Source organism: Rheinheimera sp., from assembly GCF_036782235.1.
Lineage (GTDB): Bacteria > Pseudomonadota > Gammaproteobacteria > Enterobacterales > Alteromonadaceae > Pararheinheimera.
Map to the genome: position 1 here is coordinate 94,106 of NZ_DAIPZL010000003.1, position 25,023 is coordinate 119,128.

At 48.4% G+C, this 25,023-nt stretch carries 25 protein-coding genes; 20 read left to right on the plus strand and 5 right to left on the minus strand.

Annotation, left to right across the window (positions count from 1 at the left end; genetic code table 11):
* Nucleotides 1–15 precede the first annotated feature (15 nt).
* The 3 genes from V7P87_RS04500 to wcaK are packed head-to-tail and all read right to left on the minus strand — an operon-like array spanning nt 16 to nt 3,852.
* Nucleotides 16–1,323: an oligosaccharide flippase family protein gene (locus V7P87_RS04500; protein ID WP_333796357.1), complete on the minus strand. Its 1,308-nt coding sequence runs from the start codon at nt 1,321–1,323 to the stop codon at nt 16–18.
* Nucleotides 1,310–2,551: a glycosyltransferase gene (locus V7P87_RS04505; RefSeq protein WP_333796358.1), complete on the minus strand. Its 1,242-nt coding sequence runs from the start codon at nt 2,549–2,551 to the stop codon at nt 1,310–1,312. The genes V7P87_RS04500 and V7P87_RS04505 overlap by 14 nt, the downstream gene beginning before the upstream one ends.
* Nucleotides 2,548–3,852 (minus strand): colanic acid biosynthesis pyruvyl transferase WcaK, encoded by a 1,305-nt coding sequence (gene wcaK, locus V7P87_RS04510; protein ID WP_333796359.1) that lies wholly within the window; start codon nt 3,850–3,852, stop codon nt 2,548–2,550. The genes V7P87_RS04505 and wcaK overlap by 4 nt, the downstream gene beginning before the upstream one ends.
* Nucleotides 3,853–3,995: 143 nt before the next feature.
* On the opposite strand from wcaK, the gene gspG reads away from it, so the two are divergent.
* The 14 genes from gspG to V7P87_RS04580 all read left to right on the plus strand — a co-directional run bounded on the left by gspG (nt 3,996) and on the right by V7P87_RS04580 (nt 18,865).
* A complete protein-coding gene (gspG, locus tag V7P87_RS04515) occupies nt 3,996–4,400 on the plus strand; it encodes a type II secretion system major pseudopilin GspG (protein WP_260657736.1) in 405 nt (134 codons plus the stop codon).
* Complete coding sequence (locus V7P87_RS04520) at nt 4,384–6,075, plus strand: GspE/PulE family protein (RefSeq protein ID WP_333796360.1); 1,692 nt, start codon at nt 4,384–4,386, stop codon at nt 6,073–6,075. The genes gspG and V7P87_RS04520 overlap by 17 nt, the downstream gene beginning before the upstream one ends.
* A complete protein-coding gene (locus V7P87_RS04525; RefSeq protein ID WP_333796361.1) occupies nt 6,075–7,265 on the plus strand; it encodes a type II secretion system F family protein in 1,191 nt (396 codons plus the stop codon). The genes V7P87_RS04520 and V7P87_RS04525 overlap by 1 nt, the downstream gene beginning before the upstream one ends.
* Entirely contained in the window at nt 7,252–7,662 is a 411-nt protein-coding gene (locus V7P87_RS04530; protein WP_333796362.1) for a type II secretion system protein, read from the plus strand. Before V7P87_RS04525 ends, V7P87_RS04530 begins: the two co-directional genes overlap by 14 nt.
* On the plus strand, nt 7,634–8,038 hold the full coding sequence (locus tag V7P87_RS04535; RefSeq protein ID WP_333796363.1) for a PulJ/GspJ family protein: 405 nt from the start codon (nt 7,634–7,636) through the stop codon (nt 8,036–8,038). Before V7P87_RS04530 ends, V7P87_RS04535 begins: the two co-directional genes overlap by 29 nt.
* Entirely contained in the window at nt 8,017–8,706 is a 690-nt protein-coding gene (locus V7P87_RS04540; RefSeq protein WP_333796364.1) for a PulJ/GspJ family protein, read from the plus strand. Before V7P87_RS04535 ends, V7P87_RS04540 begins: the two co-directional genes overlap by 22 nt.
* 1 nt (nt 8,707) lies before the next feature.
* The gene (locus tag V7P87_RS04545; protein ID WP_333796365.1) at nt 8,708–9,622 is read left to right on the plus strand and encodes a general secretion pathway protein GspK; all 915 of its coding nucleotides are present in this window, start codon (nt 8,708–8,710) and stop codon (nt 9,620–9,622) included.
* Nucleotides 9,619–10,725 (plus strand): PilN domain-containing protein, encoded by a 1,107-nt coding sequence (locus V7P87_RS04550; RefSeq protein ID WP_333796366.1) that lies wholly within the window; start codon nt 9,619–9,621, stop codon nt 10,723–10,725. The genes V7P87_RS04545 and V7P87_RS04550 overlap by 4 nt, the downstream gene beginning before the upstream one ends.
* Nucleotides 10,722–11,273, plus strand: a complete 552-nt coding sequence (locus V7P87_RS04555) for a GspMb/PilO family protein (RefSeq protein ID WP_333796367.1) — start codon at nt 10,722–10,724, stop codon at nt 11,271–11,273. Before V7P87_RS04550 ends, V7P87_RS04555 begins: the two co-directional genes overlap by 4 nt.
* Nucleotides 11,257–11,748 (plus strand): hypothetical protein, encoded by a 492-nt coding sequence (locus V7P87_RS04560; protein WP_333796368.1) that lies wholly within the window; start codon nt 11,257–11,259, stop codon nt 11,746–11,748. Before V7P87_RS04555 ends, V7P87_RS04560 begins: the two co-directional genes overlap by 17 nt.
* Nucleotides 11,749–11,946: 198 nt before the next feature.
* Nucleotides 11,947–13,836, plus strand: coding sequence for a secretin N-terminal domain-containing protein (locus tag V7P87_RS04565; RefSeq protein ID WP_333796369.1), 1,890 nt, complete (start codon nt 11,947–11,949; stop codon nt 13,834–13,836).
* A 278-nt stretch (nt 13,837–14,114) separates the two neighbouring features.
* A complete protein-coding gene (locus V7P87_RS04570) occupies nt 14,115–15,869 on the plus strand; it encodes a hypothetical protein (protein ID WP_333796370.1) in 1,755 nt (584 codons plus the stop codon).
* Between the two features lie 103 nt (nt 15,870–15,972).
* Nucleotides 15,973–16,701, plus strand: a complete 729-nt coding sequence (locus tag V7P87_RS04575) for a thioredoxin domain-containing protein (protein ID WP_333796371.1) — start codon at nt 15,973–15,975, stop codon at nt 16,699–16,701.
* A gap of 103 nt (nt 16,702–16,804) precedes the next feature.
* A complete protein-coding gene (locus V7P87_RS04580) occupies nt 16,805–18,865 on the plus strand; it encodes a polysaccharide biosynthesis protein (protein WP_333796372.1) in 2,061 nt (686 codons plus the stop codon).
* A gap of 3 nt (nt 18,866–18,868) precedes the next feature.
* Here V7P87_RS04580 and V7P87_RS04585 read toward each other — a convergent pair whose 3' ends face one another.
* Together V7P87_RS04585 and V7P87_RS04590 are read right to left on the minus strand one after the other, a co-directional pair.
* A complete protein-coding gene (locus V7P87_RS04585; protein WP_333796373.1) occupies nt 18,869–19,990 on the minus strand; it encodes an MJ1255/VC2487 family glycosyltransferase in 1,122 nt (373 codons plus the stop codon).
* Between the two features lie 17 nt (nt 19,991–20,007).
* Nucleotides 20,008–20,586 carry a thymidine kinase gene (locus V7P87_RS04590; RefSeq protein WP_333796374.1) on the minus strand — a complete coding sequence of 193 codons (579 nt, stop codon included), beginning with the start codon at nt 20,584–20,586 and terminating at the stop codon, nt 20,008–20,010.
* 211 nt (nt 20,587–20,797) lie between these two features.
* Between V7P87_RS04590 and V7P87_RS04595 the strand changes: the two genes are divergently transcribed.
* From V7P87_RS04595 to V7P87_RS04620, 6 genes are all read left to right on the plus strand, one after another.
* Nucleotides 20,798–21,211: an MAPEG family protein gene (locus V7P87_RS04595; protein WP_333796375.1), complete on the plus strand. Its 414-nt coding sequence runs from the start codon at nt 20,798–20,800 to the stop codon at nt 21,209–21,211.
* 40 nt (nt 21,212–21,251) lie between these two features.
* Nucleotides 21,252–21,698 carry a YqaA family protein gene (locus tag V7P87_RS04600; RefSeq protein ID WP_333796376.1) on the plus strand — a complete coding sequence of 149 codons (447 nt, stop codon included), beginning with the start codon at nt 21,252–21,254 and terminating at the stop codon, nt 21,696–21,698.
* A 180-nt stretch (nt 21,699–21,878) separates the two neighbouring features.
* Nucleotides 21,879–22,739: a peptidylprolyl isomerase gene (locus V7P87_RS04605; protein ID WP_333796377.1), complete on the plus strand. Its 861-nt coding sequence runs from the start codon at nt 21,879–21,881 to the stop codon at nt 22,737–22,739.
* Nucleotides 22,740–22,844: 105 nt separating this feature from the next.
* Entirely contained in the window at nt 22,845–23,243 is a 399-nt protein-coding gene (locus tag V7P87_RS04610) for a DUF2750 domain-containing protein (RefSeq protein ID WP_333796378.1), read from the plus strand.
* A gap of 244 nt (nt 23,244–23,487) precedes the next feature.
* Nucleotides 23,488–23,700 (plus strand): (2Fe-2S)-binding protein, encoded by a 213-nt coding sequence (locus V7P87_RS04615; RefSeq protein ID WP_296299374.1) that lies wholly within the window; start codon nt 23,488–23,490, stop codon nt 23,698–23,700.
* Between the two features lie 318 nt (nt 23,701–24,018).
* Nucleotides 24,019–24,924, plus strand: a complete 906-nt coding sequence (locus V7P87_RS04620) for an aspartoacylase (protein WP_333796379.1) — start codon at nt 24,019–24,021, stop codon at nt 24,922–24,924.
* The last annotated feature ends 99 nt before the right edge of the window (nt 24,925–25,023 follow it).

Sequence of the window (25,023 nt, forward strand, 5' to 3'; positions counted from 1 at the left end):
TACCAAAGACCCATGTTAAAAAAGAACCGCAGGATTGAGCATGATACCAGTGCTGGATGCCGCCAGAGTCAGCAGCACATAGGGCGCTGCCTGGCGGCACAGATTACCGCTTTTCGGCGCTGCACCACGCTGACTAAAATAGTGCTGGGCATAACAAGACAGCACAAACTGCACCGCAGACAACACCAGCGCCACCCAATAAAGGTTGGACAGCGCGGCGCTGAGGCTCACCAGACTGACCATCACCAGCGACGCCCACAGATTCCAGTAAAACTCCACGTCTGAGCGGCCCATACTCTGACAATAAGTACTCAGTACCATGCCGCTGGGTTTGATCATGCCATACAGGGCAAAAATACAGAGTAATACAGCAGCTTGTTGGTAGGATCCGCCAAACAGCCACAGCACCAGCGGTGAACTTATCAGGGCAAGGCCGGCATAGACCACAGTGTTGAGCTGAAGATTCAGGCGCAGCGACTGTTGAAACAATTCAGTGGCGTCTGTTCTGCGGGAAAATCTTGGCAGCAGCACACGCTGGATCACCGGATTGAGCAGTCTTGGAGGCTGCTGAATAATATCTTTGGCCAGTGAATATAAGCCAAGAGCTTCAAGGCCAAGTAGTTTGCCGATAATCAGTTGATCCACTCTGTTACGGAGGAATCCGATAACCTGAGCGCCTGACTGAAACAAGCCAAAACGAAGTGCCGCACGCCAGAGCGGAAAATCCAGCGTGCATCGCCAGTGAATAGGGGTTTTGGTGGCCAGCCACAACAATAACAGCCGTAAAAAAGCGCCTGTTAACTGACCATAAACCAGTGCATCCAGCGCAGGTGGAAAGGTCAGCAACAAATACAGCGTCAGCGCAAAGGCCACAATTTTGCTCAGGATGTCTATTTGTGCCAGTTTTGCCAGTTTGCCTTCGCGCAGCATCTCAGCATGGTACTGAGTGGATGCGCCGAGCAATAACAGCTGTGGTGCCAGTAATGTCAGCAGTGACGTCAGTACAGCACTTTGATAGAGCCAGCCAGCCAGCGGGGCGCTGAGTAAACAGAGCGCAGTGGCAACTGCCCCCAGCGTGATGCTGAGCAAATGCAGGTTGGTTCGGTCATTGGGCTGCAGGTTCTGGTATTGCACTGCAAAGGTGGAAAGCCCCAGGTCCTGCAAATAACCAAGCAATAACAACATGATGCTTAACAGCGCAAAGATGCCGAGACTGGCCTGATCCAAGTGCCTGGCCAATAGCACCATCAACAAAATCTGACTCAGGGTACCAACCAGGCTGGCGGCAAAACTCCAGAGGGCATCCTGTTTAATTGACGCCATGTTGAGCATCCGTTAAATAAGCGGCCAAAGCATCATAAATCTGCAGCTGGTCAAATTCCTGTTCTATGGTTGCTCTGGCATTTTTTCTAAGCGCGCCCAGCGCGTAATGACCCTGGGTCAACAGTTGCAGCTCTCTGGCGATGGCCGTTGCATCACGCTCAGGTACCAATAAACCGGATTGGCCATGGCAAATCAGTTCCGGAATACCGCTGTGATAAGTGGATAAACAAATCACGCCACTGGCCATCGCTTCCATCAGGGACACCGGAATACCTTCCATATCACCATTGCCGGCCGTGACGCTTGGTAATAAAAATACGTCGCTTTGCACTAAGGCCTCGGCAACCTTTGCAGGCGGCTGAACACCACAGAGTTGAATGTCCTGCTCAAGCCCAAGGTTGTGAATTTGTGCAGTCAGAGCCGGACGCAGCGGGCCATCACCGATCATGCGGTATTGCACAGCCACACCTGCACTCTTTAATAACGCAATAGCAGAGATGGCGTAGGCCAGGCCTTTTTTTTCGGTAAAGCGGGCAACCGACAACAACTGTAAAGGCTGTTGTAATGCTCTGTCTGGCGATGGAAACAAAAATTTTTGTGTGGCAACGCCGGTGCGCAGCAGTTTGATTTTGTCTGCCGGGCAGCCGAGTTCTGCTAAACGCTGACACCATAGCTTGCTGATAGCAAAAACCGCAGGACAACTGAAGAACAGCTGCTGATAACAAGACTGATATTTGCTGAGCACTTTTTGTTCTGACAGATCAAAACCATGAAAAACCGGTACAATCTTGCCCGCCAGCAGACCCGCCTGCTGTAGCTGCAACGCCAGGCTGGCTGTGGTGCCAAAATGGCAAATCAGATAGTCCGCTGCATAGATTTGCCGGTGCGCTGCGATGATGGCGGCCAGATAACTGCGTGGCGTTGCGCTGCCGGATGGCGTAACTAACACACGCCACACTGACTTTTTGCCAAGTCCGGTAGCAATAAGCCTTGCTCTTTGCAGCAATCTGCCGGTTTTGGTCGCCGGGGTTTGTGGCAGCAGGTAACTACATCTTTGACTGAGTTGATAACGTTTTTCTGTTTCTGCCGGCAGCGGGCGGGGATCGTGGCTGAGCGCAATAATTTTCACATCAAAACCACGGTCGATAAGACCAGTGAGCTGATCAAGGACAAAAGTTTCTGAATAACATGGAAATTTATCTAAAAAATAAATCAGCGAGGGTTTCACTGTACCGTCTCCGCGCTGTTCACAAGATCCGCACTATCCACACTATTGGCACTGGCTGTGCCACAGGCAAGCCGGATCGCCGCGGCGGCACGTTGTTTTTCCTGTTGCACTGCGGCATCCGAGCGGACTTTTAACGCCGGCAGGTCATCAAGGGCGGCAAAAATCTGTTGTGCTGCTTCACCGTTGCACAGTTGCTGCAAACTAAGCGCCTGCTGCGGTAACTGCATTTGGGTAAAAATACCCGCTGATTTGTGTTCATAGTTAATGGCAAATGCCGGCGTACCAAAGTTCATCGAGATAATAGCGCTATGTAAGCGGGTGCCTATGGTGAGCTGGCACTGCGAAAATAACCAACCCAGTTCAATGTCATTTAACTCGCGCATTTCCACTTGCGCAGCTTCTGGCTGGCTCAGTTGCTGTTTGAGTTTTAACGCCAGCATCCGATCATCATTTTTATAACCATCAATACCGGTGCAGGTAGACAATAACAACAGCTGATAACCGGCGTCGATCAGCTGCTCCATCAGTTTGAGCATGGCTTGTTCAAACTGCGCCTGGCTGCAGTTGAGCTTTTTATCAAAAGGATAAAGGGTACGGATAGTCAGCGCTATACGCCGCCCGCCGGCGGGCAATTGCCAGTTAGCTGGCACAAGCCATGCCGATGGCTCAACCAGCCAGGCGGTATCAGCGCCCATCAATAGCTGTTTCACCGGTATTGTGGCTTGAGCTAATAAATCCGCGCTGATGGGCTCACGCAGCATCAGAGCTTCTGCTCTTGCAAAAACAACAGCGGCAATATGGCGAAAGGTGGTGTTGTTAAAGGGGCCGACACTGTGGCCTAACAAATATAAAGGCCGTTTGGCGAGCAAAGTGCAAAGTGCATAATCAAACTGGCTGGCGCCGTACAGGTCCACAAAGTTTGAGCCGCCGACCTGAATAACCAGATCAAATTGCCGGACAAAAGCAATTTCCTGATGCACAAGTTCTGGCAACGGCAATCTTAACCAGAGCGCCAGTGCAGGGTGTTCAACATGAAATGCCAGATAGCGGCTCAGGTAACGTGCTTTAAGAAAAGCTTTCAGGCGCCCGCTCAGACCTGCTTTGGGCTGCTGGTATAAGCCGGTTAACCTGTCCTGCTGGTAGGGTTGTCCTGATAAATAAGCAGAACTGACGGGGAAACGGCTTATCCAGCTAAAGTGCGCTGAAGGGAAAAGCTGTTGCAGGCTTTGATATAGTCCTCTGGAAATGGCACAGTCGCCCCGGTTGGCACAGGCATGGTTACCCATCAACAGTATTTTCACGCGAAAAAAACCACCATGATTTAAAACAGTTTGCGAGTGTAGAGCTTATGGCGCAAGGGAACAAGAGCAAGCGGCAGCTTAGTTGCTTTTGACAAATCTTTTAGTGGATAATGCAAGTCCTCGTTTTGGAAAAGGAAGATGTTGTGCGTTGCTATTCGACACGTCGCTCAGGTTTTACGCTGATTGAATTATTAATTGTGATGGTTATTCTGGGGTTGCTGGCTTCATTGGTGGCGCCAACCATGTTTTCCAAAGTTGAATCATCAAAACGAAATACCGCAACGGCGCAGATGGAAATGTTAGCGACTTCGCTCGACGCATTTCGCCTTGATGTTGGTAAATATCCGGACAATCTGAATGAGTTATTAAATTCTGACCGCAAAGGTTGGGATGGTCCTTATCTGCCAAAAGATGTGCCGATGGACCCATGGGGCAATCCATATGTTTACCGGTTTCCGGGCCAAAGCCACGCTTATGACTTATTAAGTTTAGGTGCTGACGGTGTAGATGGCGGTGAAGAAGATAACGCCGATGTCTCTTACCGATAATACTGTGGGTGCCGGTTTTCAGGGCATAGCCGGTTATATTTTTCAGCTGGGTCTGGTTAATCAGGGCCAGCTAGAACGTGCTCTCGACTACAAACGCCAGCTGGGTGGCCGCATTGAGCAAATACTGGTCAACCTTGGTGTTATTCAACATGATGATTTAGTTGAGGTTTACGCCGGTTATTTGCAGTTACCCAAGTTTGAAGCCATCACCGAAGAAAACTCCCTGCCGTTGTCTGTGCTGGAACAGCTTGATATCAATCAGGCTGTCACTGCCGGTGCTTTGCCTTTCAGGCTGGAGCAACAACAGCTGCATCTGGCGGTGCTGGATCCTTTTAAACTTGATCTTTACGACCTGTGGAAAGCCGAAGGCTACGAGGTGGTACTGCACGTTTGCAAACAAACCCACTTTGATGCACTTCGTGTGCAGTTAACCGTTGCCCAAACCTCTGAAAAACATCAATCGCACGATGGTGGCTCAGAGCTTGAGCGCCTGCGTGAACTGGCCTTTGGTGCGCCTACTGTTAACCTGGTAAACAATCTGATCGTCCGTGGTATTAAACTGCGTGCATCGGATATGCACATTGAACCATTAAATGGCCGTTACCGCGTGCGTTACCGGGTGGATGGCATTTTGCATCAGGCCGAAACCATTCCGCTTGATTTGCAATTGGGTGTCATTTCGCGCATTAAAATTCTCGCCGGCATGGACATTGCCGAACGCCGCAAGCCGCAGGATGGCAAAATAGAAACCTCAGTTGCCGGCAAAGAGCTTGATATCCGGGTGTCGTCCCTGCCGCTGGGTGAGGGCGAAAGTATGGTGATGCGTTTCCTGCTCAAAGAGTCGGTGAATTTTGGTCTGGAAACCATTGGCTATGAGCAGGACCTGATAGATCTGATTGAAAAGGACCTGCAAAGAACAACAGGGGTTGTGTTGATGACAGGCCCGACTGGCTCGGGTAAAACCACCAGTTTGTATTCTTTTTTAGCCAGGCTGAATGAACCTTCGGTCAAAATTATTACGCTGGAAGACCCGATAGAATACCGTTTAGACGGTGTTAACCAGGTGCAGATCCATACCGAAATCGGTCTGGACTTTGCCCGTGGCCTGCGCAGTATTGTGCGTCAGGATCCGGACATTATCATGGTGGGTGAAATCCGTGACCATGAAACCGCCCGTATTGCCATGCAATCTTCGCTGACCGGTCACCTTGTGTTCAGTACTGTGCACACCAATGATGCGCCAACCACCTTTACCCGTCTTATAGATTTGGGCGTGGAAGAGTTTTTATTAAATGCTTCCTTGATATCGGTGATGGCACAGCGTTTAGTCAGAACCATCTGCCCATACTGCAAAACCTGTGATGAAAATTCGGCTTTATTACATCAGCATAAAGAGATGATGGCATTGGCAGAACGTCTGAATGTAACACCTGCTTTTTCTGTGGGTACAGGTTGTGATCGCTGCGGCGGTACCGGTTTTCTCGGTCGGGTGGCGATTTTGGAATATCTGCCAAACGATCATGAAATTCAGTCTTTTGCCAAAGATCAGGATTTTCTGGCAAAGGTCCGGGATTACCGCAACAGAAGAGGATTCAGAACTTTGCAGCAGGATGGTCTGTTAAAAGTGCTGAAAGGTGTCACCACACTTGATGAAGTCATGCGGGTTGCAGGTTAATGAACAACTGGGAGTTCGAAGCTGTTGACCCTGCAGGTGCCAAAGTTAAAGGCAGGGTAAGAGCTGATTCTGAACAAGCGGCGTTGTTGCAGGTCCAGCAACGTAACCTGTCTCCGTTAAAAGTCCGGGTTGTCAAACTGGAGTCTGATCTATTCAGCCGTATCTCTGCCGGCGAAATAGAACAGATGACCACCGAACTTGCGTTATTGCTGCGTAATGGCGTACAGCTGGACCGTGCTCTGGAAATGATGTCTGCGGTGAACCCCAATCAGGCGCTGGCGGCATTATTAACCAATATGACCGAGGAAGTGCGCGGCGGCGGTAGTTTGTATGGTGCTTTTGCCCGTTTCCCGCGTTATTTTGACTCGCTGTTTTGTGAAATGGTGCGCATTGGTGAAGAAACCGGCAAACTGGCGGAAACGCTGGAGCGGGTCGCCGCCAGTCAAAAATTCCAGAATGAACTCAAAGGCAAAGTAAATCAGGCGATGATTTACCCGGCTTTTATTCTGGTGGTTTGTATTGTGGCGCTTTTTGCCATTTTTAATTTTATCGTGCCGAGTATGTCGGGTTTGTTCAGTAATATGAAAGACATACCCGCCTATACAGCTTTTCTGATCGACACCAGTAACTGGATGCAAAAATATCAGAGTTTGCTGGTCGGCTTTGTTGTGCTGCTGTTGCTGCTGGTGGTATTCAGCTGGCGCAAACCGGCTTTTAAAGCCATGGTGTTTTCTATATTGCGTAAGCTGCCGGTAATGAAAACAGGGTTGTTACTGAGCGAGCGTATCCGTTATGTCTCTGCGATGCATCTGATGTTGCAAAGTGGTTTACCTTTGGCGCAGGCCCTTGGCTTTGCCGTTGGTGTGCTGACCGATAGCAGGTTGCAGGGGCAAATCCGCCGGGTCAGGGATGAAGTCACTCAGGGCCGGATGTTGTCTGAATCACTGGCGTTAACTGATATTCTGGAACCTGTGATGCTGTCTCTGATCAAAGTGGGTGAAGAAAGCGGACGGCTTGACAGTATTTTTGGTGAAATTACCACCCGGACGCGCTGGCGCTTTGAGCAATGGGCGCTGCGGTTAACCAGCATGCTGGAGCCTTTACTCATTATTATTATGGGTGGTTTGGTTGGTTCTGTGGTGGTGACTATGCTGCTCAGTATTGTTGCGACTACTGATGTCCCGCTCTGATCCTGCACGTGGTTTTACTTTAATTGAACTGCTGATTGTCATGTTTATCATGTCAATCAGTTTGTCTTTGGTGCTGCCTTTAACTGTTGACCAGGTTGATAAAGCGAAACAACGCAGCGAGCGGCAACTGGTGGTGCTGTTTTATAAAAATGCGGTGCAACAGGCTTTTTTTGGCAGCCAGACCATCAAACTGAAATTTCTGGGTAAAGTGCTGAGTTATGGTGAAGCAGAAAGGCGGCGCGAAATCCGGTTTGAACAGCTCAGTTTTCGTGAGGCCGAGATCACAGTCACAGTACCAGGTGTGATACCTGCCCAGCGTGTTGAAGTGGCCATCGACGGTCGGATATGGGTTCTCGAGCTTGATAAAGATGAAGCAAACTGGTTTAACCCTGATTGAAGTTTTAATCGCTTCAGTGATTTTATTTATGACACTGGGGCTGGTTGCAACTGTATTTCAGCAAAGTCTGGGCATGCAGCAAAGGGCGATTAAACACCTTGCTGCGGCGGAGCAATTCCCATCTTTGGTCAGTCAAATCCGCTTTGAACTGGAACAGCAGAAAACCGAAGGTTCAATTGAGCTCAATGCCCAACGTTATCAATGGCAGGCCACTGAACTAAAAAGGGCAAAAGAGCTCAGTTCAGTGGATGAAAACGGGCAGGACTATCTTGGCAATATTGGCATGCTGGTGTTGTTTAATGTCACAGTCACTTCACAAAACGGCGGGACTGGTTTTGAATTCAGACAGGCAATATGGTTAAACAGCGAGGTTTAACATTACTGGAAATGCTGGTTGCGCTCAGTATCATGTCTGCCGTGATGATGCTGGCAAGCTCTGCTTACCGCTATTACGTGCTGGGTCTTAATCAGCAGCAAAAACAGTTACAAACCCAATTAACCCAGCTCAAAGCGCATACCGCCTGGCAACAGCAGTTGTCGGCCGCTGCCCTGTATTTTGTCAAAAAGCCGGAGCTGAATCAGCTGCTGTTTGTCGGACAACTGCATGAAGTCACCTGGATGAGTCATCGTAGTGTACAACAGGCTGATTTACCCGCTATTGCCTGGATGGGGGTAGAAAATGGCGTTTGGCTGTATTGTGAAGCAACACTGCGCCAGCTGTTTGTCACAACCCAAATCCCAACCTCAGCACAGATTTGTGAAAAGTTTCGCCAGGAGATTGCTTCGGTCAGTCAACTCCGTTTTAGCTACTTTGGCTGGAAAAGTACCGCCGAAAAATACGCAGGTATGGGCGAAGGTGCACAGGTGATCAACCCGTTTAAGCCCGAGTGGCATGATGAATACGATGCCGCAGTGAAAGAATTATTACCCACCTATATCAAGCTGGATGTAACCACCGACAGTGGCAGTAATAGCTATTGGGTGCAGGTTGTTGAGAGTGACCCGGATAAAATCAGGATTTTTATGGGTGCTAAGGATCTATGATATGATTTCGCGCTCACAACGAGGTATTGCGTTAATTCTGGTGCTGATGCTGACTGCAGTCATTTCTGTGGTGGTCATCGTCATGCAATATAAAAGCAGATCAGCGCTTAATCTGGCATTGCAGGCGCAGCAGTTTAGCCAGGCCAGAGCAAAAGTTGAATCGGCCCGTGAAGAGCTGATTTATGTGCTGACCACCACGCCGGTTTGGTTAACAGGTGCTGCGCCTTTGGAGCTTGAAACGCACGAACTGCCGCCTGAGTTTAATATCTCAGGTACTGCCTTTGTCTGGAATGATGTTGATTTCCGGCTGACAGATACAGCAGGTAAAGTTGCGTTAATTCCATTTAACGAAGCAACCTGGCGTAAATTGCTGGAAGGCCATGGCCTGAAATCTGCTGATCCGGTGATTGATGCTATCAAAGACTGGATTGATGAAGACGATTTAACCCACTTGTATGGCGCCGAGTCTGGTGATTATGAATTGCCGGAATTTCCGAGAAATCAGCAGCCACAGTTTGAAGACGAGTTTCGTTTTGTGCTTGGAATGTCAGATGAACTCTGGCAAAACCTGAGGCCTTCCCTCACAATGGTGGGCTATGAGTTGCCCAATCCGTATTTTATGCCTGACAATATGTTGCCATTGATGATTGGGCCTTTAACGGCAGAAATGCTGATAAAAGAACGTACTGAGCGGTTGTTCTCGAACGAACTGGCCAGCGCGCTGCGCACCGAAGAAGAAACTTTTTTCCCCAGTAAAAGACTCGAAGTGCAGTTAAGAGCCAGAGTCGGGGAAGCTGAGTATTCAGAGAGTTTTGTATTAATCAGAGAAGCTGGTGCTGACCGTATCAGCCATATAACAAAAAAACAGCCCGGGCTTGAATGGCCTGTTGTGGAGTCAGGGGCAAATCACGAGTGAAAATAATACAAAAATTGTTCCGCAACCTGAATTGGCTGGGCCAGCCCGTCGAGAAGGCATTTAAACGCCGCCAACTGGCCACTTTGGTGATATCGCGCAGTCAGTATCAGGAACACAAGCGCAGTTATAAAGTGTCTTTACCCGATCTGTACCGTGTGGTGCAGAACGAGTGCAAAATGCTGTCCCGCCCGGGTTATGTGGTGGTTTGGATGGTGTTACCAAAAAGCACCGACAGCTATGAAGTGTTATTTGCGGTTATTGCACGTACTTTGTTAGCCGGTGTACCGTCACAGCTGCAGTTGGTGGTTCCTGAAACCTGGTTGTTTTACCGTAATCTCAGTGCCAATGTGCTGTATCAGGTGCATTCTGCACAAAACTATTGGGCGTTTTTGTCTGCTTCGGGCACCTTGCACGTTACTGCTCAGCAAGGCCTGATGCAACATGCCAGTTATTTCCTCGAAGCCCTGGGTCTGTCAGAAACATCGGTTGAACGGCGTAGCCTTGAGCTGCCTGATTTTTTTGAAAAAAACGAATTAACGCTGCATTGGTGGCAATTAGCAGGGCTTTTTTGCTTACCGGAACGTTCGGCCGAACCCTTTCAGGCGCAAAAGTATAAAAATGTGGCAAAGGTGCTTGCTGTGGTCGCACTCAGTTATGGCCTGTTATTGTCGGCCGCTTTGGTACTTAGGCAGTCATGGCTGGAACAGGATGTCGCTGAGCTTAAAAAGTCGGCTTCGTCTTTGGTGGAGCAGCAGAGCAGGTTAGATGAACAGCTGCTGCTGATTAGCCATTACGACAAATTGCTGAACAACAGAACGGATTACAGCCTGATGCTGGCAGAGCTGGCAACCCAGATTAAAGATGTAGCTGTGATTGAAAATGTAACTGTGACAGATAATCTGCTCACCATCCGCGGCAGCAGTCAGTCGGCAACAGACGTGCTGGCAAAACTTGCTGAATCAGGCATTTGGCAGGAAAGCCGTTTTACCCAACCGGTGCAACGCGGCACTGACGGCGACATGTTTACCATCACTGCAATTTATCAACCGCAAAATAACATCACGCAAAAAGCAGATACTGTGGCGTCAGAGGTGAAACCATGAGTGTGATGCAGCGTAATCAATTGGGAATCGCCTTTATTCTGGTGCTGGTGTTGCTGAAGTTTGTTGTGGTGCCCTGGTTTGAATGGGTATCGGAAAAAACAGAGGTCATTGCCCAGCTTGCCACCAGTAAGCAGCGGTTTGAAAATGTCAGTGAGCGCCATGCCGCTTTAGTAACCAAGCAGCAGCAAATTGAACAAAGTTTTGCCCGGTTGCAAAAAATTTGGGCCAGCGGTAATGCAGCACAAAACTCTGTGGCTGTGTTGCGTTACATTGAAGCTGCCGCCAAAGAACAAGGTGTTGAGTTAAGTAATCGTAGCGCCCGTGAGGCTGTAGTTGCAGAGACAACCACAATTCCGGCGCGGATGTTTGTCCAGGGGGCACCGGAAGCCCTGTTAAAGTTTGTGCACAAACTCGAAACCGGCAGCCCTGCGATGATAGTGCATCGGCTGACCCTCAACAAAAACAACAAATTAGACAACACATTGGTGATGAACCTCGAAGTGATGGTATTAGCAGAGCCGGGAGTACCAGATGAAACTGGAAAATAGCCGGGAAAAAGGCATAGTTGCAGCTCTTTTGTTGTTACTGCTGATACATTTGGCAGTGACTTTTTTTGCGCAGTCAGGTAATTATCAAAAAAAGCAGCAACAGGCAGCTGAAAACATTGCAACTTTTGACCTCAGCACCACAGAGCTTGCTCTGGCGCAATTAAGCGCCCTCAGTGAACTATTCGGTATTCAACCCAGTCTTGCAGTTGCTGGTGATGCCAATAATGAAGCTGAGCAAGATTTGCTGCAGGTAAAACCAACGCTGTTGGCGGTTAGTGAAAGCGCCGGGCAATTTATTGCGAAAATAGCCATCAGCGAACAAAACAGCAATCGTATTGTAACGATGCGGCCTGGTGATGAGTTGCTTGGTTATAAGTTAACCAAACTTACCTTAAATGACGCCGAATTTTCCAAGGGTGCATCGTCTTTTACCATGCATATGTTTAAGCGTGACGACAGCACCAAAACCAAATAAGTAACAGAGACAGAGTTAATGAATACGCAAAAATTAAAATGCCCACAATTGCTCGTAACAACAACCACGATGTTGCTGTTGTTTGGTTGCACTTCCACACCTGAAAAAAAAGAAGATAACTTTTCAGTGCCATCTTCTTTTTTACAAACAGACAGCACCAACAAAAATCAATCTGAAAAGCCAGCTGAAGTAAAAAAGGTGCAGCCCACTTATAGCGAAACTCAGATTTCAACGCTGGGTTCAATCAGGCCAGGCTCTTCTTTACTGATCCAGTTGCCTGAATTTGAAAATGATGAACCTATCAGCCTGTCGCTGAATGAAATGGCGTTGCCTCAGCTGGCGCATTATGTTTTTGGTGAATTACTGAATTTAAGTTACGTGGTGTCCCCTGAAGTTGAGTCCATGACACAAAAAGTGGCGTTAAATTTATCAAAAAATATTGCTCCCAAAGAGTTGTTTGAAATTACCCGCCAGGTGTTGGCGCAGCAGAATGTCAGTGTGTACACCAAAGACAATATTGTTTATTTGTCACAAAGTACCAATACCGCTGGTAATCGTTCTGTTGGTATCGGCGCCAAGTTAAGTGATTTGCCTGAAGGGGGCGATCAGATAGTGCAGTTGGTGCCATACACTTTTAACTCAGTGCGGGGCATCAGCAATATCACCTCTAAATTAACCGGTGCCCAGGTGTACCCGGACACCACCAACCGTTTATTAGTGGTCGAAGGCAGCAGGGCTGACGTTGAGCGTACTTTGCAAATTGTCAAAATGCTGGATGTGCCGCATGCCCGTGGCCGTGATGTGCGATTGCTGTCTTTGGTGTATTTATCACCGGAAGAAATGATCAAACAAGTCGGTGAGTTATTGCAGGCTGAAGGTTTGCAACTGGGTGAAGATTTACAGCTGGTAGCGCTAAACCGGCTGAATTCGGTGGTTGTATATGCCGCAAGCACAGTGCTGGCAGAACGGGTGTCTATGTGGGCACAAAAGCTCGATGTGGCCTCAGGTGGTGAGGTGATGCGTTTTTATGTGTATCGCCCGCAGTATGCCAAAGCAGATGAGATGGTGCAGGCGGTGCAGGGCCTGTTGCTCGGTGCTCCATCCTCAGCAAATCGTGCGCCTGACTCACAAAACAACAGTGGCGCCAACTCAGCACAGCGTCAAACGTCGGGTTCTGCCGGTTCTGCTTCTGGTGCTCCGGCATCTGCCAATTTAGGAGCAGGTTTAAGACTAACCGTAGACAAAGCACAAAATGCAATTTTGGTAAACGCCACGCCAAGCCGCTATCAGGAAGTTTATGCTTTATTGCAACAAATGGATCGCTTGCCGGGTCAGGTCGCGATGCAGGTGATGATTGTAGAAAAAGACATTACCGATCAACAAGAGGCCGGTTTTAGTGGTTTTTCTTACAATAGTGCCGATGATAAAGCGAACAGTTCCAATGTCAGTTTTGATGGGGTGAATGGTAAATTTAGTTTTGGTATTTTTAATGGCGACTGGAATACCACTTTTAATCTGATTAATAAACAATCCGATACCAAAGTATTATCCCGTCCTTACCTTATTGTAAGAGATGGAGAAAGCGCCAGTATTAATGCCGGCGACCAGGTGCCTATTATTACCGGACAAAGCAACAATGACGAAACGCCAGGTATTATTCGTAACCAGGTGCAATATCGTTCAACGGGTATATCATTTTCGGTGACGCCAACAATTAATGCCGATGGTTTAGTCAGCCTCGAAGTCACCTCTGACACCTCGGCTGCTGTTCCGCTTAGTAAAGATGCAGCGGTGCCTACGCCAACCATTCGTAACCGCAGCCTGACCACCAGTGTGATGGTGGGGTCAGGGCAAACTGTGGTGCTGGGGGGCCTGATTAAAGAAGATTTAAAAGACAGTGACTCTAAAGTACCGTTTTTTGGTGATTTGCCCTTGTTAGGTAAGCTTTTTCAATATAAAGGCAATGACATATCCCGTACCGAATTGCTGATTATTATTACGCCAAGAATAGTGCGCAGCACCTCGGAAATGGATGAATTTGGCCAAAAACTAGGCGAATTGTACAGTTTTCCGGTAGAACAGAAGTAATTGTCGATCTTTGGTAAAAAATTCAGCAATTTCAGCAATATTATAAAAAAGGTAGTTGACGTTAGGTGGGAAGGGTATATATGATTCCCTTCGTTAAATGCTCTACGGTGACTTTTGCAGGTGGTGAACGCATGCAAGCGCCGGCTGCTGTACTAAAGTCGCAGTGGTGTTTAGCACCTTCGGTTAACGGCCAGGGTCCCAGACTCATGTTAACCCAGGGACACGTGTTCCAATGAGCAGCTTAAGTTGCTTATAAATATATTACGGAGAAAAACGGAATGAAAAATTTAAAGAAAGCGCTTCTTTCTACTGCTATTTTAGCGGGCTTATCAGCAGGTAACGCGTTTGCTGGTACTGAAGCATGTTTTGAAGTGTATTCGGTTGCTGATGGTTTAGCGCCAACAGCGTTTGATACACTGTACACTCCAGCCTCTTGTATCGCAGAAGCATCTCGTACTGGTGCTGCAGCTGCACAGTTGCAAGCAACTGATTCTGTAAAAGTAGCTTACGAACTGACAAAGTCTCTAACTTTGGATTTCGATGCTGCAACTCAGGTTGCTCCAGGTACAGACGATCTGCACATCGTTTATATCCCTACTACTGACATTCCTGGTGGTACTAAAATCACCATGAAATTAGCTGGTGCTACTTTTGCTGGTAACTCAAACCAGATCCACTTATTAAAAGATGCTGGTGACGCTACTAACGTATCTGCTGTTGCTTCTTCTGATGGTGCAGTCGATGGTCAAAGCACTATCACTTTCATCACTAAAGCTGGTATCACAATCGGCGCGGGTACTCGTTTAGTGTTGTCTCGCTTGTCTTCTGGTACTTACGCTGCTGGTATTGACCCAATTGGTGTGAAGATCGAAAACACTGCTTGTACTGATAGTTCTTCAGCTTCTAAAGTAACGATCCAAGCTACTGAAGCCAAGACTGACGGTGGTACGGGCTACACAATCGCAGGCGGCGCATCTGCTGCTCAAGAAGTTGTTGATACATCAGCTCAGTTCGTGACTTTCGTTGGTTCTTCAACTGTAAACGGTCAAGTAAATGCTGAAAGCAAAAACTTTGATGATGCAGCAATCACTGCTCGTACAGAGTTCGTGTATGACACAGCGAGCAACCAAGGTTTGATTCTGCAAAAAGCAAACCTGATCCATAAAGCTGGTTTTATCGACCGTTTCGCTGCTCTGGATTACAGAATCACTCGTGCTGTTGGTGATAAGTTTGAACTGTCGTTTGTTGAAACTGCTGATGCAGGCGCTTCTGTTAAAGCTGAAGTTTACAACAGCCGTTCTGCTGTAGGTGCTTTAACTGCCGCTTTCGACCTGAATGGTGCTGCAACCGGTACTGCTCTGGATTTCGTAAGTGCTAAACCAGCTACTGCTCAAATCACTTTAGACGCTACTCAAGTGTTCAGCCCTGTAGCAACTGGTGCTGAAACCATTCCTGCGTCTTACGTGTCTGGCGAAGACTATAACGAACTGTTTATCACTGTGTCTCAAACAGATCTGACTAAGATCATGAACTTCAACTACGACATCAACACGCATGCTAAGTTGAACCTGAGTGATGCTAACCAGTTAGACCACTGTGATGTTACCAAGAACACTCACAACGTTGGTGTTAACGGCGCAGTTCTGAAAGTTCCTTACACTGTAGCTGGTACTGGCAACTTCGTACGTATCACTAACGAGCACACTGTAGCTGCTGAAGTAACAGTTGACCTGTTCAGCGAATCAGCTGACGGCACAACTGGCAACCGCGCTGTAACAGCTGTTAAACTGGCTAACGTTCCAGCTAAGTCTTCAGTTGTTTATTATGTTCCAGACGTAGTACAAGCTGGTGTTGACCAGAAAAACTATGCTGGTTCAGATGGTGTAACTGCTAACGGTGCTAACCTGCGTCACACTATGACTTTCACTGTTACTTCTCCGAAGAACACAGTGCACGGTGTATCTGTACAGAAACTGTCTACCGGTCAAGACCGTGTAATGCCAGTTCTGGATCTGAACGATTGGCAACAATAATCTGATTTTTCAGGTTAATTAAGAAAACCCCGCTTCGGCGGGGTTTTTTATTGGATGAAAGCTACTTATGTTTGGTCTGTAGCGTGATAACAGGAATTTTTTGATGAAAAGAATAACCTTGGTTGCATTGGCAGCTTTGTTTTTAACCGCTTGCCAAAACGGCAATAATAGTGATTTAGCTGCCAAAGTAGCTGCACTGGAAGAGAAAGTAGAAAAACTCAGCACACTGCAAACTGAAATTGCCCAACGTGCTGGTATGGGCGCGCTGGTGCGGCCAGAGCAGCTGGCTTTTGCCGATGGTCATCAGGTAGGTGAAAAAACAGCAAAAGTTGCCATTCTTGAATTCACCGACTTACAGTGTCCGTTTTGCGCCAAGTTTAACCAGGAAATCTGGCCTGAGCTTAAGAAAAATTATGTAGACACAGGTAAAGTGTTGTTTGTTGGACGCGAATTCCCGTTGTTCCAGTCTCATCCACAAGCACCTTTTGCTGCATTAACCTTACGCTGCGCAGCAACGCAGAATGTCTACGCACAAATGAAAGAATATCTGTTTGCCAATCAGGGCACGCTGAAACAAACAGAGATAGATGCAGAATTAACCCGGCTGAAAGCTGACGTTGCTAAACATACCGAATGTATGAAGAATAAAGCGTTACAGGAAGGTGTTCGCGAATCTACACTCTATGCTGGCAAACTGGGTTTAAGCTCTACACCCACATTTTTTATCGGCTTTAACGCTGGTAATGGTGTAACAGATTATCAGGAATTAGTTGGTGCCAAGTCTTATGCTGAGTTTGCCGCAGTATTGGATGCGTTACTGGCAAAACAATAACACAGCATTAGTCCGGTTCATTGGCCGTTAATCGGGCCATGGCAAGCTGAAATACTTCGTTAATCAGCAAGCCATGGCTTTTTTCGTTCTACAGGTCATGGTAATGGATTATACTATGGCGCCTTTGATGGATTTAGTGTCGATTGTTGGAGTAAATTGGATGCTTGAATGGCTTTTATCGCTGCCCCGCTATGCAAAAAGGGCAATTTCAGTGTTGGCAGATATTGTATTTTTAACCTGTTCAATGCTGGTGGCGATTTTTGTTACTCAGGAAAATGCCTACACTGCGTTATTACAAACTTTCCCAATCTTTTTATTGTCTGTGCCTATCACTATTCTGGCCTTCACTAAGCTTGGTTTATACCGTGCTGTAGTACGTTATATAGGTCAGCATGCGCTGGGTGCTGTGCTGGCCGGCATTTTAAGTAATGCCATGATCCTCGTGATGTTGTTCCAGCTGGTGGGTATTACTGACAAAGGCAATCTGGTGTTTGTGTATGCCATTTTAGCGCTGGTGACCAGTGGTGGTTTACGCCTGGTGGCGCGGATGTTTTTATTCCAGCGTCATAACGGTCACAAACAGCGGGTGCTGATTTATGGGGCTGGCTCTTCCGGCCGCCAGTTGGCGCAGGCTTTGTTTAACGGTGAACAGTTTCATCCGGTGGCTTTTGTCGACGACGATGCCACGTTGCAGCGCTCTACCATTCTTGGCATTCATGTGGGCAGCCCGGCGCAAATTGCCGCTATTGTAAAATCCAAGAATGTCAGTCGTATTTTGCTGGCCATGCCATCGGCTAGCCGTGCCCGCAGAAGGGAAGTGCTGGAGTCGTTGGATAATCTGCCTATTCCGGTGCAAACAGTGCCTGGCATGAGCGACATTGTCGACGGCTCGATGCGCATTGACGAGCTGCAGGATGTCAAAATTGAAGATTTATTAGGCCGCGACCCGGTGGCGCCTAAGCTCAAACTGATGCACGCCAATATCAAAGATAAAGTGGTGATGGTGACAGGGGCCGGCGGTTCTATCGGCTCTGAGCTGTGCCGGCAAATTGTGCAGTATGAACCCACAGTGCTGGTGCTGTTTGAAGCTTCCGAATATGCGTTGTATGCCATTGAGCAGGAGCTTAGCGCTTATGTGCAGGAGCTTGGCGTTGATGTACAAATCAAACCTATTTTGGGTAATGTGCAAAAGCAAAGCCGCATTCAGTCGGTGATGCAAAGTTTTAAAGTACAGACGGTTTACCACGCTGCCGCCTACAAACATGTGCCGCTGGTTGAGTTTAATGTGGTTGAAGGGGTGAGCAACAATGTGTTTGGCACCTGGCATGCGGCTGAAGCGGCTATTGCTTCAGGGGTGGAAACTTTTGTTCTGATTTCTACCGACAAAGCGGTGCGGCCAACCAACGTGATGGGCGCGTCCAAACGTTTGGCCGAACTGGTACTGCAGGCACTGTCAACCCGTCAGCAAAAAACCCGCTTTTGTATGGTGCGTTTTGGCAATGTGTTGGGGTCATCCGGCTCTGTGGTGCCTTTGTTTCGGGAACAAATCCGTAATGGTGGCCCCTTAACTGTGACTCACCCGGAAATTATCCGCTATTTTATGACGATACCGGAAGCGGCTCAGCTGGTGATCCAGGCTGGCGCCATGGGCAAGGGCGGTGACGTTTTTGTGCTGGATATGGGCGAGCCGGTGCGTATTGCAGATTTGGCCCGTCGTATGGTGCATCTGATGGGGCTGGAGGTTAAAGATCAGGCGCATCCGGATGGTGATATTGAAATCTGTTTTTCTGGCCTGCGTCCGGGTGAAAAACTCTATGAAGAGCTGCTGATTGGTGAAAATGTGCGGCAAACTGCCCATCCGCGTATTATGGCGGCAGATGAAGTGTCGTTAAGCTGGCAGGAAATGTCTGAGTTATTACGCCGTCTGGAGCAACATTGTGACAACTTTGCGGTGCATCAGATTGTGGATTTAGTGACAGCTGCCCCCACAGGTTTTAACCACAGCAGTCCGGTTAGCGATTTAGTGGAACTGGCAGCCCGTGCGCAACCCCAGACACCAAACCAAACAGAAATGCCACTCGGTGCAAAAGCGCCGGCAGATAAAACCGCCAAACCTCTGCTGCAGCCAGTCAGTGATATCAGCGCTGCAGTGCGCGCCAGCTAACAGTCACTGTCCTTTTGGCAACAAGTCCGGTCGTAAAAACCGGCTTTGTTGCCAAAGGGCTGTTAAATCAAAGTGTTTTTCAGCTTGATGGCCATTCTGGCCGACCGGACCGGTCTGGCCAAGATTATCAGCCCGGCCAGCGATAGCCACAAGCTGCTGACATAACACCTCAGCCACATCCGGATACCACACCTGCTGTAATGCGCGAGGCCCTGCCAGCCAATCACCAATCAGTTCAGTAGTTAAAGTTTGACCATGATGCGCCAGCTGTAATTGCTCCAGCGCTAAGGCGTTGGATGCCTGTTCCATTTGGCCTTGTAGTGGTTTTACCAGAATTTTTTTCTTCAGTTGCAGCGCTTCACTGATAAGTTCAAAACCGGCATTGCTCAGCACTGCATCGGCGCTGGCCAGTGCTTGTTTAAACCCCTGATGACAAGGTGGGTAAAAGTGTAAATGTCCATCATCCTCGCGGCTTAAACCCGGCGCAAAAATCACAAACTGATACCCTGTCAGCGGCTTTAACAGCTGATGGACCTGTTTTGGATCTTCAAACGGCAAATAAACCAGCACTTTGTTGGCGACAACCTCGGTGTTATAAGCGGATGCCGGTAAGTCCAGAATGGGTGGTGCTATAGCGCCACGGGCGCCAAAATGATGCCAGTGCAACCCCAGTTGTTGCTCAGCCGGTGCAAAAAAACGGAAGATCTGACGGCTCAGCAGGCTGTCATGCTGTTTTGGAATAGCATGTAAAAAAGCGTATTGGTGGCCAAGTGCGATGCAGGGTGTGCCCTGGCGGCGTGCCGCCCAGGCAGTGACGGGCTCAAAGTCGGTCAACACTAAGTCATAATGTTGGGTTTTTAGCTGTTGCTGGTCTTGCCACAGCTGACGCAAGCTATTGCTGAAGGCACTTTGCCAATAATTGATTTTTCCGGCATGGGAGACAAAAGTTAAACCACGGCACCAGGCAAAATTGCCAAAACAGTCCATATCAAAGAGCGCATCGCGGGCGCGGCCGCTGAATACAAAATCTACCTTGACGCCATGGCGCTTTAGCTGCGTGGCCATGGCTCTGGCTCTGCTGATGTGACCGTTACCCGTTGCCTGCACGCCGTATAACAGTCTCATCCTTTCTCCTTATGGGGTTATTTCCAGACCAGCTCCTTAAAATGAGCCCTGCACATCGAGACATAACGGTCATTGCCGCCTATTTGTACTTGTGAACCCGCTGTGGCGGCCCGGCCTTGTTCGTCCAGGCGCACCACAAAATTGGCTTTGCGGCCACAATGACAAACAGTTTTGAGCTCAATCAGCTTGTCGGCCCAGGCCAGTAGCGCCTGACTGCCGGCAAAGGTTTCACCGAGAAAATCGGTGCGAAGGCCAAAAGCCAACACCGGCACATGCAGCTTGTCCACCACTTCGGTCAGCTGTTTGACCTGGTTTTTGGTTAAAAATTGCGCTTCATCAATCAGCACACAGTCCAGGGGGCCTTGTTGGCGCAATGCGCTGCAACTTTGGAAAAAGTCCAGCTGATTATCAAACACCAGCGCGTCCATCGACAAACCAATACGCGAGCTGACTTTGCCAACGCCATATCTGTCGTCGAGCGCGGCTGTGTAAATGGCCGCTGTCATGCCTCTTTCCTGATAGTTGTAGGCACTTTGTAACAAAGACGTGGATTTGCCGGCGTTCATTGCCGAATAATAAAAATAAAGCTGAGCCATCAGTAGTTCCTGCGCAAAATGACGGCGCAGTATAACAAGCTGCAGCAGATAACCAAATGCTGCATGGCAAAGATGGCAAAAGCATGTGAGTGCCGTGACAAATGCATGACAGTTCCCGATAAATTTTGCCGCTTGCGTGAAATGGCGGTGGAGTCAGGTCCTTGAATGTTTTACTCTGCAACTTTGGTTTTATTGCAGCAAGGAGCTGAATATGGACAAATTTTTGGTGTTAACAGTAGCAGCGCAAGTGCTGCTTATCAGTGTTGTGATGGTGATTATGGGCCGGCGTCGTTTTGCCGCAGCGCGCAATAAAGAAATTCATCATTCTGCCTTTCGCACTATGGATTTAGCCGGTGCCAATGAAAGTGTGATCACTGCCAGTCGCAACTTTGATAATCAGTTCCAGATGCCGATGTTATTTATTTTTGCTGTGTTATTTACGCTGCATTTTGGCCTGGCTGATCTGGTGTTTGTGTTATTGGCGGCGCTTTTTGTGGCGCTTCGGTTATTGCACACAGTGGTGCATATCACCTCAAACCATGTACGGATGCGGTTTAACCTGTTTTTACTCAGTTGTGTGGTGCTCTGGTGTTTCTGGATCCGTTTGGTGCTCAAACTTTGGTAACTGATGCTGTATTTGCGGATGATGTAGCAGGTTTTTGTCGATGAATACTGCGGTCTGGCCCTGGCTTGGGCTGTTATTCAGTGCTTTTAGCTCGGCCACTGTGTTACCCGGTAGCTCTGAAATTGTGCTGGGTGCTTTGTGGTGGCAGGGTTATCACCCTTTGATGTTATGGGCTATTGCTACTTTTGGTAATGTCACCGGCTCTTGCCTGAACTGGTGGCTGGGCTCTCAATTGCTGCGCTTTTCCAATAAACGCTGGTTTCCGGTGGATGCTGAGCAGTTGGCGAAAGCTGAGCGCTGGTATCAGCGTTGGGGGTCTGCCTCGTTATTATTAAGCTGGGTGCCTGTGGTGGGCGACCCCTTGACCATAGTGGCAGGTGTGATGCGGATGAAATTATGGTTATTTGTGCCGCTGGTGCTGCTGGCCAAAGGCAGCCGTTACGCGCTGTTATTGCTGCTGGCTGACCAGCTGCTGCCAAAAGGCTAAACAGGCTGAAAAACAAGGCGCAAAAGTTCAATCTGGAGCGCTCGCTTCACAGCTTCACAAGAACAGTTACATAAGAACAGTGACAACAAAAACTGCCACAACAGGGAAATACAAGTGATGTTAAACAACAGGTTGGGTTTTAAGCTGATATCAGCAGCGGTGTTATCAGGTGGTCTCCTGGTGCCGGTTTTAGCGACTGAGCCGTCAAAAGATGGCTGGCTGGATATTCCACAGCAGGAGCTGGTGTATTTGCAGCTGGAGCAGGGCACGCTGGCGCAGGCGACTGCAGCGCAGCATTCTGTTGAAAAGGCCACTGTAGTACTCAAGCTTGCCAGCGAATTTACCCCGAAAAATACTGCGGCTTTTAAACAGTTGGTGCAATCCGGCTTTTATAACGGCTTGGAGTTTTACCGGGTGATTGATCAGTTTGTGCTGCAAGCCGGCTTGATGGAGGGGGAAAAACACCCAGGCGCAGTGAAAACCGATTGGCCTAAACTCAGCGCCGAATTTAGCTGGCCGGTGCGCCAGAATGATGCTTTTACCCTGGTGCAACAGAGCGATTTACTGGCCAGTCAAACTGGTTTCAGACATGGTTTTGCCCTCGGCCGGGGCGATGGACAAGAGTGGCTGATCCATTGCCCTAATGTGGTGAATATGGCGCGCAGTGAAGATGCCAATAGCGCCACTACAGATTTTGCGCTAATGCAGGGCCAGGCACCCCGGCATCTGGATCGGAATATGTCGATAGTGGCCAAAGTGATTTGGGGCGGGCCATGGCTGAATCTGGTCAAAAGAGGTGAAGCAAGCGCAGGTGGCATTATTGCCAAACAGCAAGGCCGAAGCCGTATTGTCAGTATGACACTGGGCTCTGATCTCAAACCTGAAGCACAACTGCAGTTGCAGTGGCTGGACACCGGCAGCACACAGTTCCAGCAACGGCTGGAGCAAAGCAGGGCACGTGCAGCTGGATTTTTTCATTATAAAGGCAATGGCGCGCTGGATATTTGTTATCAGCAGGTGCCGGTCAGGCTCAAGCCTTAGCAATTAGGGTGAGGAAAGGCGCTTGAATAAAAGCGCTAGGCGAAAAGCCGACTTTGGTTCATCATATCGGTCATGATGTTTAATTTGCGATAAAAAGGTAATTTTATGGAATACACCCTGACAGCTGACGAAATTAAAAAAGTCACGCAACTTGATGCCGAGCAGCGCTACGAATATTTTATTAACGCAGTGGCCGATCTGGAAAAAATCTGGATCCTGACCGACGATGAAGGTTTTGTGCTGGTCACAGCTGAAGACGAACGTTGTATTCCGGTATGGCCACACGCTGAAATTGCCCAGTTATGGATTGAAGGTGATTGGGCCAACTGTCAGGCGCAGGCTGTGGATATCAGCACCTGGCTGGACAAATGGACTTCAGGTTTAGAAGGTGACGAGCTGTCGGTCGCCATTTTCCCGCATGCCGATGAGCCAGGTATCGTTGTGCCACCAGCTGAGTTGCAGGAAACGCTGCTGGAAGTGATGCAGGAAGATAACAGCCACTAAGCTGTGTTTTTATCATCCCAAAGCCGGCCTGATGCCGGCTTTGTGTTTTCTGGCTTGAGCTGTGGTTATAGCAAAAGCAAAAGCCGCGTTTTTCAGCTGCTTTATCAGGGGTACAAGGCGGTGAAGCTATCCGCCTTCACATGGTGAAATTTGCAGCGCAATTTGCGTTCCCGCTATTGATAATTGTTCTTAATTAGATTACCATGACGACGTTTTTTTGAGCTTGGGTAAAAGCGGGGCTGTTATGTACGTTTGTGTCTGTAAAGCAGTGACTGATAAAACCATCAAACAAAAAGTTGCCGAAGGTTTGTGCTCTATGCGCGAGCTGAAACAATGTTTGGGTGTGGGCAGTCAATGTGGCAAATGCACCAGTTCTGCCCAGGATCTGTTAAACCGTACTTTATCTGCACAGATGATCCCTTGCCGTGTGATTGAACAACACCGGCCTGCCGCTTAAACCCATTGAGCTTTCCCCTCTATTCTTCCGATAGTCGTCGCTTAAGGCCTGCCTGTTTCAGGTGCTGAGCTACAGTCTTGATAAACTGCTGCCAACACTAATACCATGTCAGTGCTGATGTGGTCGCGGGTGAGCGGTTTGAAATAACCACATCGTCACTTGCAGTTATCCTAGCCAAATGGGCTGTTATTTAATGAATATCTATATATTCTGCATGAATATATGTTTTTTATTCAAAGCGCTGACCGGCTCGGGCATAATAAGGTTCTCTTCGCCGCTTCAGAGCTGCATTTGTTATTTTATCTTGATGAGGTCTGTATGAGCACAGCTCCAAACCCTGTGATCCGCACTGTCGCCATTGTTGGCGGTACCCATGGTAATGAATTTTCAGGTATTTATTTGCAGCGCCGTTATAACGCTGAGCCTGCGCTGATGCAAAGACCGAGTTTTTCCTGCCGCACTTTGTTTGCCAATCCGATGGCGCATCAGGCCAACAAAAGGTATCTGGACAGCGACTTAAACCGTCAGTTTAAAACTGCCGATTTGGCTGATCCAAGCCGTTGTAATTACGAACAAAGCCGGGCCAAAGTGATCAATGCAGAGCTTGGCCCCAAAGGGGCGGCAAAAACCGACTTTATTATTGATTTACACAATACCACCAGCAATATGGGACCTTGCCTGATCCTGACACAACCAGGCCGTATTTATAATTTACTGGCCGGTTATATCAAACTGAAAATGCCGGAAGCCATTATCTCCAGAGATGAAGATCACTTTGCTGCTGAGGAGCATGCGCTGTTATGTACTGTCGGTACTTATGGTGTGATTGTGGAAGTCGGACCGCAGCCACAGTCTGTGCTGCGTCAGGATGTGCTGGAACAAATGCACGAAATGACACAGCATATTCTTGATTTTATTGAGCATTACAACAACAACACCTTGCCGCAGTTGCCAGAGCGGGTTGAGGCCTTCCGTTATTTACATAGCATTAAGCTGCCGCTCAATGCCGCAGGTGAACGTCTTGGCATGGTGCATAAAAACATTCAGGACCGCGATTATCAGCCGATAGTGCCGGGGCAGCCACTTTTTACCTTGTTTGATGGCAGTGAAATTTGTTACGACGGCAAAGCGGTTGTCTATCCGACTTTTATCAATGAAGCGGCCTATTACGACAATAATCTGGCGATGTCGCTGAACGAAAAAGTCTGGATTGAGGTGAAATAAACCGGCGCGCCGGCTTGTTCGCTTGCCTGCAGCGTTTTGTGGTTTTAAGGCAAAACGCTGTGGTTTTATCATCTGGTTGCCACTTTATTTACCCTGCTT